The following is a 15,762-nucleotide window of genomic DNA, read 5'->3' as shown; positions in this document are numbered from 1 at the left end:
TAAATGGTGACATTTTAGGTCAAAAAGAATCTCTGAATTAAAATCTAACAAAAAATCATCATAAATATTTCGTAGAGTACAATACTCTACGAAATATTGAAAGGAAATAAGGATGTTGAAGCATGGAAAGTAAAACTTATTATGCAACAACAACGAAAAGATTTATCCTTCGTACAAAGCATCAGGACTGGTTGGTCGAGACCCAGATATTCTACAATGAAATATTGGCGTTTTATTATAATCTGTATCTGAAAATGTCGGATTTTCATGAAGAGGGCGGCCAGAGAGTTATGAGAGAGCTGGAGAAGCTGACGATTGTGGGAAGAGATAAGCAGGAGGTCCTCTATCCGCTACCGTGGTGTAAAGTTCCACTTTATTTTCGCCGGGCGGCAATTAACGCAGCTATTGCGGCGGGAAAAAGCTATCTCTCAAGAGACGAGCAGCAGCAAAGAACACAAACATTCACAAAATCCGTAACATTTTATAAAGGAATGTACAGAAACCTCAACGAAAAAAGTGTGGAACTGAAAGTCTGGAGCGGTGAGATGTGGACATGGTTACATTGCCGAATTTCTGGAAATGTATTTTCAAAGGGGGAAGAACAACTGTCACCCTCGGTGGTTCTGAAGGAAAAGCAGGCGGAGCTTCATGTCCCGGTTAAGTCTGTGGTTTCAGATGGAAGAAAAGCAAAGCTCAGGATACAGGATCAGGAGAAGATAGCGGCGGTTCAGTTTATTAATCGAGATCGGCTGGCCGTCATTGCGATACTGGATGCAAAGGGTAACCAGTGTGCTGTGCATTTCCTTAAAGGAGGCACAGTGTATGAGCGTCAGTGTCAAAAGATATTGACAGCAATTGAAAAATCCGAAAAAGCAACCGGATATGAAGAGAGCCACCACAGCAATAAAAAATATTGGATGAAGCTGAAACATTTGAACGAATATTACTCTCATAAGTTCAGTAAAGATATTGTGGAATATTGTAATGAGCAACAGGCGGGAATTCTGGTGCTTCCTCTTTATTCGAAAACGTATACAAAGTATGTAATGAATGCAGTTGGGAATTGGTCTGTGCTTCATTTGAGCGGTCAGATTCGAGAGAAACTGAAATATAAGGCGTGGAAATCAGGAATCATAGTGCTGGAGACAGAGGCGGCCGGTATTAGTTCTAAATGTGCAGTCTGCGGGCAGAAGATACAGAAGAATGGCACAGAGTACATATGTAAGGAAGGACACAGAGGCAGCCGTTACTTGAATTCTGCTGTGAATCTGGGAAGAAAGTGTCTGAAGAGCTTTGAAAAACAGGCGGTATGACCGCTGTTTTTATACAGATACAGGAAACTGTATAAGAAAGCAGAGGCCATGAGCTTCTGCTTTCCGGTTGAATGCCGCCGGGCGGCCCACTTTCACGGGTCGTCAAAGAAGCGCCTGTTTACAGGCGGAGAGCATTCGAAGTTATTTTTTATTTTTGTGTTTGGAGGAATTTATCAAGGGAGACAAGAGATGAATTATATTATTTTTGGTGGTTCCGGTTTTATCGGAACCCATTTGATTAAACTGCTTCAGAAAGAATGTGTGGCTTTGGGTGATAAGATACTTAATCTTGATATTGTAATGCCCGGAGAAGAAGGCGTTGTTCCGGGGAAGGTTGAGCATATTGACGGAGTGGAATATATCCGTCTGGATGTCCGTAAGCCTATCGAATTTGAGTATGAGCCCTCTGCAAAGGATGTCATTTTCAATTTGGCAGCAGTGCATCGCACACCGGGTCACCCTGATTATGAGTATTTTGAAACCAATATCCGTGGAGCAGAAAATATAACTAGATTTGCCGATAAATATGGAATAAAGAGGATTTTGTTTACCAGTTCTATTGCGCCATATGGAGCGGCAGAGGAATCAAAGAAAGAAGACACATTGCCAACGCCCAACACCCCATACGGTATCAGCAAACTGGTAGCAGAGACAATTCATATAGGATGGCAGGAAAAAGAGGCAGATCGAGAATTGACAATAGTACGACCGGGCGTTGTATACGGTAAGGGCGAACATGGTAATTTCACACGTCTTTACTGGGGGCAGAGAAAGCGATATTTCTTTTATCCGGGACGCAAAGATACCGTTAAAGCGTGCATGTACGTGAAAGAATTGGTTCGGTTTTTCAAATATCGGATGATTGATAATGATTTTCCGGGAAGCGATATTTTCAACTGTACATTTGAGCCCGCTTACACAATTGAACAGATATGCATGACTATGCAGAAAGCAACGAACATGAGGCGCCATATTCCGTTAGTTCCGGCATGGATATTAATGAGTGCAGCAACCATTCTAGGACCAATTGGCGGGAAAAAGGTCGGGCTACATCCGGCCAGAGTAAAAAAGCTGATGATTTCCACTAATATCTGCGGGAAAAAGCTTGCTGCAAGCGGATACCAATTTTACTACACTTTTGAAGAATCATTAAGAGACTGGTATAAGGACTGTGATGGCAGAGGATTGAAGTAAGGAGAACAAAGGAAAATGATTATAACACAGACACCCTTTAGAATGTCATTCTTTGGCGGTGGAACAGACATGGAAGAGTTCTTCCGGGAAAATGGAGGAGCTGTTCTTTCAACAACTTTTGACAAATATTGTTATGTAAACGTACGCCACCTTCCACGTTTCTTTGAGTATTCTACGGAACTTACATATTCCAGAATTGAACGAGTATCTTCAGTCGAGAACATAGAGCATCCGGCAATTAGAAATGCAATGGAATATCTGGATATGCATGAAATTCGGCTTACATATGAAGCTGATTTACCCGCTCGTTCCGGTCTGGGGACAAGCAGTTCTTTCGCAGTAGGAATGCTGAACGCATTCTATGCGTTGAAAGGAAAATATGCCGATAAAAAGAAACTAGCTGATGATGCCATCTACTTAGAGCGAAAACTCTGCCATGAAGCAGGAGGCTGGCAGGACCAGATTGCGGCCTCATATGGTGGGCTGAACCGTATTAATTTTAATGCAGAAGGATATGATGTTTTACCAGTCATCATCTCACCGGAGCGAAAAAAACAATTGAATAGTAACCTGATGATGTTCTTTACCGGATTTACCCGATTCTCCTCAGATGTGCAAAAGGCAAATCAAATAACTGCCGGTGAAAAAAGGGCGCAATTGCAGGAAATGCTTTCTCTTGTTGATGCAGCAGAAAACGTGCTCAGTGATAAGTATGCCGATTTGGATGAGTTTGGTCGTCTTTTAGATGTTACATGGAAATTAAAGCGTCAGACAGGAAGTAACATTTCTACTAATAATATTGATACATTATATGAAGCAGCTATGCGGGCTGGCGCTCTTGGAGGTAAATTGCTTGGTGCCGGAGGAGGCGGGTTCTTTGTCTTTTATGTTCCACAGGATAAACAGAATGCAGTCCGTGAGGCAATGCATAATCTCATGTATGTGCCGTTTGAGTTTGAAGATGGAGGGACAAGAGTGATTCATTATACACCGGAAAACTATGTCCCGCAGGAAGAAGATTGAGGACTTATGAAGATGAAAGTTGTGATAATGGCTGGCGGAAAAGGGACAAGAATATCATCTATTGCAAGTAATATCCCCAAACCAATGATTAGAGTTGAGGGGAAACCTGTTTTGGAACATGAAATAGAATGTCTATGTGCTCAGGGATTTACGGATATTATTTTAACCGTTGGTCATCTGGGAAACATTATTATGGATTACTTTGGTGATGGTAGCAATATCTCGCCTGTTACTGGCAGAACATTTGGTGTTCATATTGAATATTTTGTTGAGAATGAGCCGCTTGGAAATGCAGGAGCTTTGTTTCAAATCAAGGACAGGCTTTGGGATGATTTTCTGCTGCTGAATGCAGATGCAATGTTTGATGTGGATTTCAATAGATTTACAGAATATCACAGGAAACAAGGCGGACTGGTTACGTTGTTCACACACCCCAATAATCACCCTCATGACAGTGGACTGATTATTGCAGACAAAGAGAATGTAGTACAGCGATGGCTGGCCAAGGAGGATGAACGTCCTAGATATTACAAGAACAGGGTAAACGCCGGTCTTCATGTCATGTCACCTGAGATTTTAAAAACTGATATTCATACATCTAAAATAGATTTAGACCGCCAACTACTGAAGCCGCTGGCAGGCAAGGGAAAAATGTTTGTTTATGACAGTCCTGAATATGTAAAGGATATGGGAACACCGGAACGTTACGGTGCTGTATGTGATGATTTTGCGTCGGGGAAAGTAAAGCAAAAAAATCTGTACTATTTGCAAAAAGCTATTTTTCTGGATAGGGATGGGACTATCAATAAATATGTAGGATTCCTCAGAGACAAGGATGAATTTGAGTTGATAGATGGTGTAGCTGAAGCTATAAGGATAATCAATGAATCCGGTTATCTTGCAATCGTTGTGACGAATCAGCCGGTTATTGCACGTGGTGAAGTAAGTCTCGAAGGCTTGGAAGAGATTCACAATAAGATGGAAACGCTTCTTGGAGAAAAGGGAGCATATCTGGATGCAATATATTTTTGCCCGCACCACCCTCATAAAGGGTATGAGGGTGAGAGAGTCGAATATAAGATTGACTGTCAGTGCCGAAAGCCAAGACCGGGAATGCTACTTGAAGCGGCACACGAATTCCATATTGATTTGGCACAGTCGTGGATGGTGGGGGACGGTGAAAACGATATACAGGCCGGAATGAGAGCCGGGTGTCATACCGCACTGCTGGGAGATGGAGGGAAAGATTATGGACAACAGATTACAACGTCTTCTCTTTTAGAGTTTGCGAAAACAGTAATGGCCGGAGCTTCAAAAAACGAGACTAGGTGCGGAGGAAACTTATGAATGTATGGAATAACAAATTAGATAAACATATTGAGTTACTGTTGCAACGGTATCCGATGCTTGATGCAGTTAGAGAAGATATTGTGAATGCATATCTTATTATGGAAGAAAGCTACCAGAAGGGCGGAAAATTGCTTATTGCAGGGAATGGAGGCTCAGCGGCAGATGCAGAGCATATCGCAGGCGAATTAATGAAAAGATTTAAGACACCAAGACCTGTGAGTGAGAAATTTGCCAAAAGTTTAAAAGCAGTTGATGCTAAGCGGGGAGCCGAGCTTGCTAAGAATCTGGAATGTTCACTTATGGCGATTCCTTTAGTTGCACATGAAGCATTGACCACGGCATATATCAATGATGTGGATGGGCTGGGTGTCTTTGCACAGCAGTTATTTGGCTATGGGAGAGAAGGAGATGTGTTTCTTGGTATCTCAACCTCAGGAAACAGTAAGAACATTATGAATGCGACAGTTGTTGCAAGAGCACAGGGAATTAAGATAATCGGATTGACCGGAGAAAACGGCGGCGAGCTTGCCAATGCAGCAGATGTGACAGTCAGAGTTCCGGCAACAGAGACTTATATGATTCAGGAATTGCATCTGCCGATATATCATTGCTGGTGTTTGATGCTTGAAGAACATTTTTTTGGAGGAGAATAAAATTATGAGGGTATTAGTGACAGGAGCCGGAGGAATGGTCGGTTCTCATATGGTCGAATTGTTACATAGTCAGGGACAAGAAGTGGTTGGAACATATTATAAGCCGACTACTGATATTGAAGAAATTCCTTCAGAGATACAGATGATTGAGTGTGATGTGCGCTATTCACAGAATATAGAAAAAATTATTTTGGATTTCCAGCCGGAACAAATCTTTCATCTGGCGGCACAAAGTTATCCTACTGTTTCATGGGAACGCCCTTATGAAACGATAGACACAAATGTAAACGGCACGATTGCAGTCTATGAAGCAATCAAAAAGGTAAGAAAATTTTTTTATGCCAAATACGACCCGATAGTCGTTGTGGCATGTTCCAGCGCAGAATATGGTGAAACCCTTAATCAGATAGAGGGAAAAGAAATCTATGTCAAAGAGACAGCGCAGCTCCAGCCGCTGCATCCTTACGGTGTCAGTAAGGTGGGGCAGGATTTACTCTCATTTCAGTATTATGTGAATGATAATATTCGTTGTATCCGTGCACGTATCTTCAACTCTACGGGAACACGAAAGGTGAATGATGTTACCTCGGATTTTACCTATCGGGCAATTCAGGCGGAGCAGACTGGACGTTATGAAATGAGAGTGGGAAATTTGGAGACGCGCCGGGCAATTATGGATCAAAGAGATTTGGTGGAGGCACTTTTGCTGCTCGCAAAAAGAGGTATTCCCGGCGAGGTGTATAACATTTCATCAGAGCATATATACAAAATAAGCGATATTCTAAAAATGATTGAGACACAAATAGGGCATACGTTTGCTGTCTATGTAGACAAGGCACTGCTCAGGCCGACTGATGAAAAAGTGATTGTTGGAGACGTGACCAGATTAAAGAAGGACACAGGATGGAGTCAAAAGATTCCGATGGAGCAGACAATTAAAGATATGTTGGATTACTGGAGAAAAAAACAAGGAGTATAGATAATGGCAAATGAAAGAATCTGTTTGATTACATTTTCTGACAATGCGGACCATCAGAACGTCGTATACAGTATGTTTGAGGCGTTATACCCTAAACATAAGATTTATACGGTTGGTTTGAAAAATCCCAAATCACTGATAGCGCCGCATACAGACAACAATTTTTATTTTGATTGTCCTTTGCGTCCCGGAATCACAAAAGGAACATTCAGGCTACGTGTTCTGAGGAAAATTGCAAAAACAATCAAGGAACATAAAATAAAATATCTTTATTTTGAAAGTATGCATTTGTGGAATGTGCTTTTGATGATGTTGTGTCCGCGTACAGTGAAGGTGGTCGCGGTACATGATGTGATTCCACATGACAAGAATCATGCCATGGCCGCATGTAACTTTGTTACGTGCAAAATGGCAGACCACATTATCCTGAGGAACAAGAAGTATAAAAAGGTTCTGGCGGAAAAATACCGTTTACCAGAAAGGGAGATAACCTGTTTAGAACTTTGGAGACATTTCCCACCAGAGATGTGTAGCCCTCATAGCGGCAAATTTTTATGCTTTGGGCGAATTCGCAAGTATAAAGGGTTTGATTTATTAGAGGGGATTATAGGAAGAACGCCTCAAATACAATATCAGGTTGTCGGTGAACCGGATGAAGAAAGCATTGCAATAGTTAATAAATTAAAAAAGTATCCGAATGTATTTGTTGATGATAGAGAAGTATCGGATAAAGAAATGGAAAATTATTTTAAAGGTGCTGATTGGGTTGTATTACCGTATGCCTCAGCTACTCAATCAGGTGTCATTGTGGATGCATGCAAATATTCAAGACCAGTGATTGCTTTTAATGTGGGAGCAATTAGCGAACAAGTGAAAGAGGGAGAAACAGGTTTTTTGGTACCACAGAAAGACGTGAAAGGCTTTGCAAATGTTATCAGTAAAGTTAATAAGTTTTCAGCAGAGGAACTGGATGATTTTTCCCATAATGCATATATGTTCGGGTATCAGAAATATGCGGCGGAGGCGGTGGCAGAATGTTTTTTAAGTACAATTTTGTCAACAAAATATTAAAAGGAAAAATTCATGAAAAGTTATCCTAAAACGTTAATTGTCATTTTGAATTATAGTACATACCAGCTTACTTTGCGGTTAGTCGAAGAGCTTGGTAAATTGATATATCCTAATTATAAAATTATGGTTGTGGACAATGCTTCACCAAATGAATCGGCAGTAAAATTGGCAGAAATGGCAGAATTGAAAAATTATATATTCTATAAAAATGATGTGAACAGCGGCTATGCAGCAGGTAACAATATCGGTATTCGTTATGCTATTTCTCATGGCTTTGTGTATACATGGATTCTTAATAATGATGTGCTTATCAAGGACATGCATATTTTAAGAAAAATGGTAGAAGTAGCTGATATGAAAACAGATATTGGATGTGTTGGACCCCAAATTTATTATCTGGATGGCATTGTGTATTCACCATATTGTACACGTCCTAATTTGTGGAGTATGACATTGGGGATTGCTTTTGATAAATATAAAAGAAAAAAGCAAAGTGGCATTTCTCAAAAAGTGTACCGTGTACATGGGTGCTGTATGTTGTTAAGGAATAGTGTGATGAGACAAATTAACTGTATGGATGAGAGTACATTTTTATATGAGGAAGAAAATATTTTGGCGGAACGGATGCTGAAAGCAGGGTACTATACTTTTTATTACCCGGAAACCAGCATTATACATATGGAATCTGAAAGTGTGAAAAAAACACAAGGCAACAGAAGCATTAAGCGGTTAAAGACTACTTTTAGGAGTATGGATATTTATCTGAAAAAATACAGGCATTATAACTATTTTTCCAGACTGGTTTGTAAAGCAGTACGTGGACTGATTATTATTTGGAGAGGATAAAGAAAAGTAATTGATAAATTGATAGGGGGACTATAATGGGGATTGTCATTTTTGCAATTGCATTTAACTTGTTTTGGAAAAGGATAAAACAGGAAAAAGGAAAGACAGTGCTAATGTTATTAGGTGCTCTTGGTTTCTATATAATTTTTTCGATAATTTTAAATATATATTTGGAATCGGTATACCATTGGAAATATGGAGTGCCAGGTGCGGATTTATCAATACATTTTGAGGGCGCAAAGGCTATTGTTAACGGGATGCCAATATATAAACTTTCCAGAATTAGTACACGTTATATTATTTCAATTAATAATTTTGGATATATAGCATATGCGTATATGATTGCATTTGTTGTGTTTATGCCCACTATAATTTCTGTGCAATTTTCTTTACAACTATTGTATGTAATTCAAGCAATTGTTGCAATATGTGCTATGTTGAATATAGCAGATTTTTTTGTTAAAAGTAATAAAAAAAATCGAAATATACTGTGCATTATATTACTGTCATGTACTGCTGTTTTGCAAATGTCTGCTGTTTTGATGCGGGATATCTGGATAGTTTTTTTTATTTCTTTATTAATGAAAAATGTACAAAAACATAAAGTGAATCATATTTTTTGTTCTATTTTAATATTGTTAAGCACCCTTTTAAGAATATATTCGCTGTTAATTACAGTACCCATTTATATTGCATATGCATTAAAGAAAGAAAAAACAGCAGTTATTACTTCTATTAGTTTTCTAGGGATTTTTTTTGTGTCACAACCATTGATTGACTATTTTGCTAAAATCTTTTTTGTTTTTTGGGAATATTCTTATAACTTTGATATTGTTGAGATGGTAAAATATATTTTTTTCCCTAATATTGTTTCTCAATCATATAATGTTATGCATATGAAAAATACTTATCATGCTATCTTTGGGGGAAATACGGAGTGGATATATTTTATGTTGTCTTGTTGGAATGTATATATTATGCCGCTTGCCATTTTAGGAGGAGTGCAGTGTATTCGAAAAAAACAATTTAAACAAATTGGGTTATGGGGGGTAATCTTTATAAATATTGCAATGTTATATGGTGTTTTCTACGGAAGTGTTTCAGAACCACGGCATAAATTAATGATTATTTATCCGTTGGCTTTTTTGGTAAGTGTAGGAATTGAGGAAATGTCTCAAAGAAGAAGAGTACTTTATTTTATATTTGTGACACTGATAATTTTACTGATTTTTGCTTTGGCCAGTTGAAGGAGGCTGTTGAGAAATGGTGAGACTGTTATATTTGACAAATGCAATTCCTTATAAATCTATTTGTCATGCAGGGGGAAAGACATTTTACTATTATGTTAATGCCGCAAACGCAAATGATGGTATTGATTTGAAAGTTATAGGTTTATGTAAAGCGGATGAGCGACAGTTTATTAAGGAAATAAGAGAAAAAATAGACTGCCGGTTTGTACTTACTATGGGAACATCATTATTGAATATAAAAAGAATTTTAATGGACATTTGGGGAATATGTACGTTTCAAAGGTGTTTTGAACAATCATATTTTAAAAAATATTATATCTTAAAAGAAGTAAAGCAGTTACATGAAGAGGGATTCGAACCGGATGTAATTATTCTTGAATGGACTAATATGGTTTTGTTGGTTAAATCAATAAAAAAGGTGTTCCCATATGCTAAAATTATTGCATCCGAACATGATGTCAGTTTTCTCGGGGCACAGAGAAAATATATACAAGCAGACGGGAAAGTACGCCATAGGCTTAAAAAACGTTATCTTAAATTAAAAAAATTGGAGCTTGATGCAATATCGGCTTGTGATATAGTTATGCCACAAAATGAAAAAGATAAAAAATTGTTGATGGAAAACAATGTTCCGGAAGAAAAAATCCATGTATTGACAGCGTATTTTCATAATATGTCCCATATAAAACGGGAGCAAGTAAATCATGACATTCTGTTTTGGGGAGCAATGTACCGTCAGGAAAATTATGAGGCTGCAATTTGGTTTATTGATAATGTTATGTCTTTATTAGAGGACACAGATGTTCGTTTTATAGTAGCCGGAAATCGCCCGCCCAAAGAGCTTCAAATAAGAAGTAATGACAGGGTTATTGTTACTGGATTTATTGAGGATGAAACGCCATATTTTGCAAATAGTCTTTGTTTTGTATCACCATTATTGACTGGAGCAGGGATAAAGGTAAAAGTGATTGAAGCCTTATCAGCGGGAATACCAATTCTTACAAATTCTATTGGAATTGAAGGAATACCAGCAGAAGACGGTGTTTCATATTTCCATTGTGAGACCGCACAGGACTACGCATATTTTATAAAAAAATTCTTAAATGGAGAAATAGAGAAAGACAGTTTGCTGGAAAATCAGTATCAAGTAATAGAAAAATATTTTGACTTGGAAAAATCAGCAAAAGACTATATTTCACTAATAAAACATTTAGGGGAGAAAAATGCCACAAAAAAATAAAAATATAAAAAAGGCTAAGGCAGATGAACATATATATTTGTATGATTATATAAGAATAATCGTAACGATTTTGGTTGTGATAGGGCATTGTTCAACATTAGTGATGTTGAACTGCAAGGGGCAGGTGATTTCAAATCAAAGGCACATGGATTATAGCAAAATATGGATTGATGATATTTTAGAAATGCTAAGAATTACTATTTATTCGTTTCATATGCCATTGTTTGTTTTACTTTCAGGCGCTGTTTTTGAATTTAGCTTTAAAATATGTAACATAAATTATATTCAAAAAAAGATTAAAAGATTAATTTTTCCATATTTTGTAGTTGCTATAATAATCTTTATCCCAATCAGATTTTTGGTGGGCTACTATAGTTTAGATATCAATTTTGTAAAAGCAATTATATTGGATGTTATTTGGGGAAGAGATATTAATTATTTGTGGTTTCTTCCAATGCTATTTCAAGTGACTATATTAGCTGCCATTTTAAAAAAATTTAAAATATTTGATAAAAAAGGATTATGTATTATAGTACTGATTTTGACATGGGGATTATGGGCAATTGCTCCACAGCTTTATGATTTACCGTTTCAAATAGGGAGAAGTGCTGAATTTCTATTTTGGTTTTTATTAGGAATCTTATTTGAAAAGAGACGGGAATCTCTTTCAAAGCATTTTGGTAAATACCGGAAACAATATTTATGTGTTTTTTCAGCTATGTTTCTAGTAAGTCAACTGATAGACATATTGGTAAAAAAACAATACTGTAAAGAATTTTTGATAATTATTATACTTAAAGTTTTTAGTAAAATTTTTGTATTTATTACAGCTATAATGGGATGTATATCAATTATTGGGATGTCCAATTACTTAATTCGTTATGAGGTTAAAGGTATAAAAAAACTAATATTAGAGAGTTCCTTTGAAATATATTTATTTCATTTACCACTTATCTATTTACTAAAGTGGGGATTTGCTTTTATATTAGTGGATTGGAAAGTTCCGAATTTGATATATTTAGTGGTGGTGATAATTATTTCTATATTATCAATATTACTTCCGGTATACATAACAAAAAAAATAAAAGGATTAGAGCTAAGAAAGAGGGGATACAAATGAAAGTGGCATTCATTACAGTGAGCTGTTCAACAAACTATGGAGCAGTGTTACAAACCTATGCTCTATATCATTTCCTGAAAGAAAAGGGGATGGTATAACATTAATAGTTTATATTACAGAACGCTATAACATTGATGTGAAGAATATTGTGTATCTTTTGACGAAGTGAAAAAATTTTTAATTATTATTTGAGATGCCTTGCAAAAAGAACAGATTTTCAATTTTCACTAGTTGCATTTGGAAGAAGAAGTACTCTTATGTAATCTGATTTAAACGAATATAAGATTGAGCATACTTTTATCCTGTCTAGTGGGACGCTTAAATCTAATATTGAACTTGCTATTTTGGATTGTTTCGGGAAATTCCTTGTAAAAGAAAAGATATTTTAACTAACAAAAAAGTGAAAATATTACAATATCTGCGAAAGTTAGAAAGAGAAAATGAACTGCCAGATGTAATTCAGCTTGAATGGAAAATTTCTTGCTGTCTGCTGGAAGTATAAAAAAGCGCTATAGACTTAAAAAGCATTATCTGAAAATAAAAGAGGTAGAGCTTGATGCGATATCAGCTTGTGATATAGTTATGCCACAGAGTAAAAAAGATAAAAAATTATTGATAGAAAACAGTGTCCCAAAAGAGAAAATCCATGTGCTGACTTCCTACTTTCATAATATGTCACTTATAAAGAGAGAGCAGGTAAATCGTGACATTTTATTTTGGGACGCGATGTATCGCCCAGAAAATTATGAGGCTGCAATTTGGTTTATTGATAATGTTATGCCTTTATTAGTGGTCACTGATGTTCGTTTTATAGTAGCGGAAAATCGTATCACCACTTTTGAACGGAACAGGAATCAAAGTAAAAGTAATTGAGGCGTTGTCGGCAGGTATCCCTGTTCTTACAAATGACATTGGTATAGAAGGAATTCCGGCTGAAAATGGGATAAATTACTTTCATTGTTCGGAGCCTGAAGATTATGAGCAAATCGTAAGACTCCTTTTAGCAGATGAAATTGATAAAAAGAAACTCTTACAAGAGCAAAGAATGTTGATTACTAATTATTTTAACTTGGAAGAATCTGTAGAAGATTATATTCAAATGATAGAAAATATAGAAAAGTAAATTTTATCAATAGCAGAGGAGAAAACATGAGAATTAATGTATTGATTTCAACAACAAGGCAATGGAATCCCGGAGATGAATTTATTATGCTGGGATGCATTAATATATTGAAGCAAATATATGGTGATGTAATTAATCCAATTATCTTTAATCGCAGCCCGGACATTAGAGGTGGCAGTAAATTAAGAAACAAAACTCAACGGATGAATTACACCTATGAATGGGATAAGAAAACCTTTAAGGGTAAGGGGATTTTACAGGATGTATTGAGAATTGGACATTATGACAATTCATACAAGGATGACATGAACGCGGAGAATATTGATATTGCAATATTTGCAGGCTCTCCAGAATGGTATGGAAGGAGACTCCTTCCAATGTATAGAATGATTGAGCAGGCTGATATTCCAACTTTGTTCTTGGGAATTGGGGCAGGAGACAGTACTGCATTTGAAAAAGCAAATCCAGTTGTAAATAGAGTTCTTCAAAAAGCAAAATTAATTACTACACGAGATTTGGTGACAGAAGAATTGTTAGAACAATATCATGCAAAATATCTACCTTGTCCAGCATTATTGGCAGCACAATCTAATCGTCTTGTAGAGAAAGTTGAAAAAATAGGGTTAATTTATGCAACTGACCGAACTCTTAAGGGAAATAATGTTTCGGGGGATTTACATAAATATCTGCTAAAATTATATCCTGAGATAATAAAAAGATATGATGTTAGCCTTATCTGTCATTATATAGATGAAATTGATCAAGCAAAAAAAGAGTTCCCCAACACAGATATTTGCTATTCTTACGATGCCAGAGACTACACAGATATATATAACCAGTTTGATCTGGTATTGGGTGGAAGAGTGCATGGTATTGGAATGGCAGCGTCATTAGGAATTCCGGGTATTATGATTAAGCATGACAGCAGGTCAAGCACAACAGATGGGTTTCTGGCAACGAATATTGAGATTGGAACCAGTGTAGAAAAGGTCATCAACTTGATTGAAATGTTCGTCCGCGTGAAGCCTGTTGAAAAATCACATCAATTGATTGAACATAAAATAAAAGTAATGCAGCAGTATATTACCTTGATTTGCAATAACGTTTGAAACGTAAAACAGCATATGTATGGATAAACTAGTTGTCTAGGAGACAAGACTTTATGAGTAGAGAAAAGACATTGGTAAAAAAAACAATAATTTATGCGATAGGCAACTTTAGCTCTAAAATACTGGCATATGTAATGGTACTTGTGTACACCTATTTCATCGATCAGAAAGAGATGGGGTACTATGATTTGATACTTACAACCGTATCCTTGGTTCAGCCGATCATTATTTTTCAGATGAATGATGGTGTTTATCGTTTCTTGGTTGAGGGAGTCAATAAAGAGGGTGTCCTCAGTACAGGATTTAGATTCCTTTGTTGTACGACCGTAGTAGCTGAGATTTGTTTGCTTATATTTTCAACGATACACTATTTGGAATATACAGGACTAATAGCGCTGTATCTGGCCAGTACCATGATATATCTTTATTTTCAGGATTCAATACGTGGACTTGGCGATAGTAAGCTATATGCGTTTTGTGGTGTTTTTAACAGTGTTTGTATGCTGATATGTGAAGTTATTGGACTTGTTGGGTTGAAATTAGGCGTGGCCGCATTGCTGGCATCTAAGACAATCGCAAACATTGCCTGTATTATTCTGCTTTTTATAAAAGAAGAGCAATTGCGGTGTGTGTGGAAAAATAAGTTTGACAGAACAGTTTTTCGGACATTATTTCATTATTCGGCACCATTGGTTCCTAATACAATCTGTTGGTGGATTGTAAACTCATCTGACCGATACATTATTCTCTTTTTTCTAGGAGCAGCGTATAACGGGCTTTTTTCAGTGGCTTATAAGTTTCCAACAATTTTGACGACTGTAACGAGTATTTTTTACTTGGCGTGGCAGGAATCCGCAATCAAAGAATATAATTCGCCTAACAGAAATGTCTTTTTTAGTAATATTTTTCGGAAATATTATATTTTACTGTTTTCTATTTGTATCTGTGCAATTCCGGCAACAAAAATTGTTATTGAATTATTTGTATCCATTGAATATAAAACAGCATGGATCTATACAGGTTTTTTGTATCTGGGAGCGGTTTTCAGTGCATTAAGCAGCTTTCTTGGCATGGGCTATCAGATTTCTCAGGAGACAAAGCGAAGTGTTATGACAACAGTATTGGCAGCGTTAATAAATGCAGCAGTCAATTTAGGAGCTATTCATTTTATTGGTTTGCAGGCGGCTAGTTTGTCTACATTTGTTTCATACCTGTTTCTGTTTATAGTTCGAATTCAGCATACAAAGCGTTATTTTATATTAAAGGTTAACTGGGGGCAGTTTATCTGGTTGACAATTCTAAATATATTATTAATTGCTACTGTCATATTTACGGACAGTCTTCTGCTTAGTCTAGGATTGTGTATTGCCGGGGGAGCATATTTGTTCTGGCTGAATCAAGAGTTGATTGCCCCTGTGGTAAATACGGTTTTAAAGAGATTTAAACTTAAATAGAGTACATTATTAGGAAAGGGAGGGGTATATGATTAAG

Annotated in this window: 15 protein-coding genes; all 15 read left to right on the top strand. The window is 36.8% G+C overall.

The genetic code is table 11. The annotated features are described in order from the left end of the window. Positions 1–122: 122 nt before the first annotated feature. The 15 genes from BN6465_RS01255 (at position 123) to BN6465_RS01185 (ending at position 15,725) form a co-directional block, all read left to right on the top strand. The gene (locus BN6465_RS01255; RefSeq protein ID WP_066730927.1) at positions 123–1,313 is read left to right on the top strand and encodes a zinc ribbon domain-containing protein; all 1,191 of its coding nucleotides are present in this window, start codon (positions 123–125) and stop codon (positions 1,311–1,313) included. Between the two features lie 189 nt (positions 1,314–1,502). After that, positions 1,503–2,507 (top strand): NAD-dependent epimerase/dehydratase family protein, encoded by a 1,005-nt coding sequence (locus BN6465_RS01250; RefSeq protein WP_066731117.1) that lies wholly within the window; start codon positions 1,503–1,505, stop codon positions 2,505–2,507. Between the two features lie 15 nt (positions 2,508–2,522). Further along, positions 2,523–3,530 carry a GHMP family kinase ATP-binding protein gene (locus tag BN6465_RS01245; RefSeq protein ID WP_066730925.1) on the top strand — a complete coding sequence of 336 codons (1,008 nt, stop codon included), beginning with the start codon at positions 2,523–2,525 and terminating at the stop codon, positions 3,528–3,530. 6 nt (positions 3,531–3,536) lie between these two features. Next, a complete protein-coding gene (gene gmhB, locus BN6465_RS01240) occupies positions 3,537–4,877 on the top strand; it encodes a D-glycero-beta-D-manno-heptose 1,7-bisphosphate 7-phosphatase (protein WP_330384710.1) in 1,341 nt (446 codons plus the stop codon). Continuing rightward, on the top strand, positions 4,874–5,533 hold the full coding sequence (locus BN6465_RS01235) for a D-sedoheptulose-7-phosphate isomerase (RefSeq protein ID WP_066730923.1): 660 nt from the start codon (positions 4,874–4,876) through the stop codon (positions 5,531–5,533). The genes gmhB and BN6465_RS01235 overlap by 4 nt, the downstream gene beginning before the upstream one ends. A gap of 4 nt (positions 5,534–5,537) precedes the next feature. Beyond that, a complete protein-coding gene (locus BN6465_RS01230; protein WP_066730922.1) occupies positions 5,538–6,512 on the top strand; it encodes a GDP-mannose 4,6-dehydratase in 975 nt (324 codons plus the stop codon). A 351-nt stretch (positions 6,513–6,863) separates the two neighbouring features. After that, positions 6,864–7,583 carry a glycosyltransferase family 4 protein gene (locus tag BN6465_RS01225; protein WP_242868058.1) on the top strand — a complete coding sequence of 240 codons (720 nt, stop codon included), beginning with the start codon at positions 6,864–6,866 and terminating at the stop codon, positions 7,581–7,583. Between the two features lie 12 nt (positions 7,584–7,595). Further along, complete coding sequence (locus BN6465_RS01220; protein ID WP_066730919.1) at positions 7,596–8,429, top strand: glycosyltransferase family 2 protein; 834 nt, start codon at positions 7,596–7,598, stop codon at positions 8,427–8,429. Positions 8,430–8,464: 35 nt separating this feature from the next. Then, complete coding sequence (locus tag BN6465_RS01215; RefSeq protein WP_066730915.1) at positions 8,465–9,676, top strand: hypothetical protein; 1,212 nt, start codon at positions 8,465–8,467, stop codon at positions 9,674–9,676. A gap of 16 nt (positions 9,677–9,692) precedes the next feature. Beyond that, positions 9,693–10,919, top strand: a complete 1,227-nt coding sequence (locus BN6465_RS01210; protein WP_066730913.1) for a glycosyltransferase — start codon at positions 9,693–9,695, stop codon at positions 10,917–10,919. After that, positions 10,903–12,039, top strand: a complete 1,137-nt coding sequence (locus BN6465_RS01205; RefSeq protein ID WP_066730911.1) for an acyltransferase family protein — start codon at positions 10,903–10,905, stop codon at positions 12,037–12,039. The genes BN6465_RS01210 and BN6465_RS01205 overlap by 17 nt, the downstream gene beginning before the upstream one ends. A gap of 468 nt (positions 12,040–12,507) precedes the next feature. Next, the gene (locus tag BN6465_RS01200) at positions 12,508–12,912 is read left to right on the top strand and encodes a hypothetical protein (RefSeq protein ID WP_066730909.1); all 405 of its coding nucleotides are present in this window, start codon (positions 12,508–12,510) and stop codon (positions 12,910–12,912) included. Further along, a complete protein-coding gene (locus BN6465_RS01195; protein ID WP_066730908.1) occupies positions 12,878–13,162 on the top strand; it encodes a glycosyltransferase in 285 nt (94 codons plus the stop codon). Before BN6465_RS01200 ends, BN6465_RS01195 begins: the two co-directional genes overlap by 35 nt. 26 nt (positions 13,163–13,188) lie before the next feature. Then, a complete protein-coding gene (locus BN6465_RS01190) occupies positions 13,189–14,271 on the top strand; it encodes a polysaccharide pyruvyl transferase family protein (protein ID WP_082891554.1) in 1,083 nt (360 codons plus the stop codon). A gap of 53 nt (positions 14,272–14,324) precedes the next feature. Next, positions 14,325–15,725, top strand: coding sequence for a lipopolysaccharide biosynthesis protein (locus BN6465_RS01185; protein ID WP_066730907.1), 1,401 nt, complete (start codon positions 14,325–14,327; stop codon positions 15,723–15,725). Positions 15,726–15,762: the final 37 nt, after the last annotated feature.

Origin of the sequence: Bariatricus massiliensis (assembly GCF_900086725.1) — a bacterium.
GTDB classification, from domain to species: Bacteria; Bacillota; Clostridia; order Lachnospirales; family Lachnospiraceae; genus Allocoprococcus; species Allocoprococcus massiliensis.
This window is presented reverse-complemented; position numbering and strand designations above follow the sequence as displayed.

Bases quoted from the DNA above. Each gene is read 5' to 3' on its own strand.
- gmhB (WP_330384710.1), top strand. From the start codon at position 3,537: ATGAAGATGAAAGTTGTGATAATGGCTGGCGGAAAAGGGACAAGAATA.
- BN6465_RS01250 (WP_066731117.1), top strand. From the start codon at position 1,503: ATGAATTATATTATTTTTGGTGGTTCCGGTTTTATCGGAACCCATTTG.
- BN6465_RS01220 (WP_066730919.1), top strand. From the start codon at position 7,596: ATGAAAAGTTATCCTAAAACGTTAATTGTCATTTTGAATTATAGTACA.
- BN6465_RS01235 (WP_066730923.1), top strand. From the start codon at position 4,874: ATGAATGTATGGAATAACAAATTAGATAAACATATTGAGTTACTGTTG.
- BN6465_RS01190 (WP_082891554.1), top strand. From the start codon at position 13,189: ATGAGAATTAATGTATTGATTTCAACAACAAGGCAATGGAATCCCGGA.
- BN6465_RS01185 (WP_066730907.1), top strand. From the start codon at position 14,325: ATGAGTAGAGAAAAGACATTGGTAAAAAAAACAATAATTTATGCGATA.
- BN6465_RS01200 (WP_066730909.1), top strand. From the start codon at position 12,508: ATGGAAAATTTCTTGCTGTCTGCTGGAAGTATAAAAAAGCGCTATAGA.
- BN6465_RS01245 (WP_066730925.1), top strand. From the start codon at position 2,523: ATGATTATAACACAGACACCCTTTAGAATGTCATTCTTTGGCGGTGGA.
- BN6465_RS01255 (WP_066730927.1), top strand. From the start codon at position 123: ATGGAAAGTAAAACTTATTATGCAACAACAACGAAAAGATTTATCCTT.
- BN6465_RS01215 (WP_066730915.1), top strand. From the start codon at position 8,465: ATGGGGATTGTCATTTTTGCAATTGCATTTAACTTGTTTTGGAAAAGG.
- BN6465_RS01205 (WP_066730911.1), top strand. From the start codon at position 10,903: ATGCCACAAAAAAATAAAAATATAAAAAAGGCTAAGGCAGATGAACAT.
- BN6465_RS01210 (WP_066730913.1), top strand. From the start codon at position 9,693: ATGGTGAGACTGTTATATTTGACAAATGCAATTCCTTATAAATCTATT.
- BN6465_RS01230 (WP_066730922.1), top strand. From the start codon at position 5,538: ATGAGGGTATTAGTGACAGGAGCCGGAGGAATGGTCGGTTCTCATATG.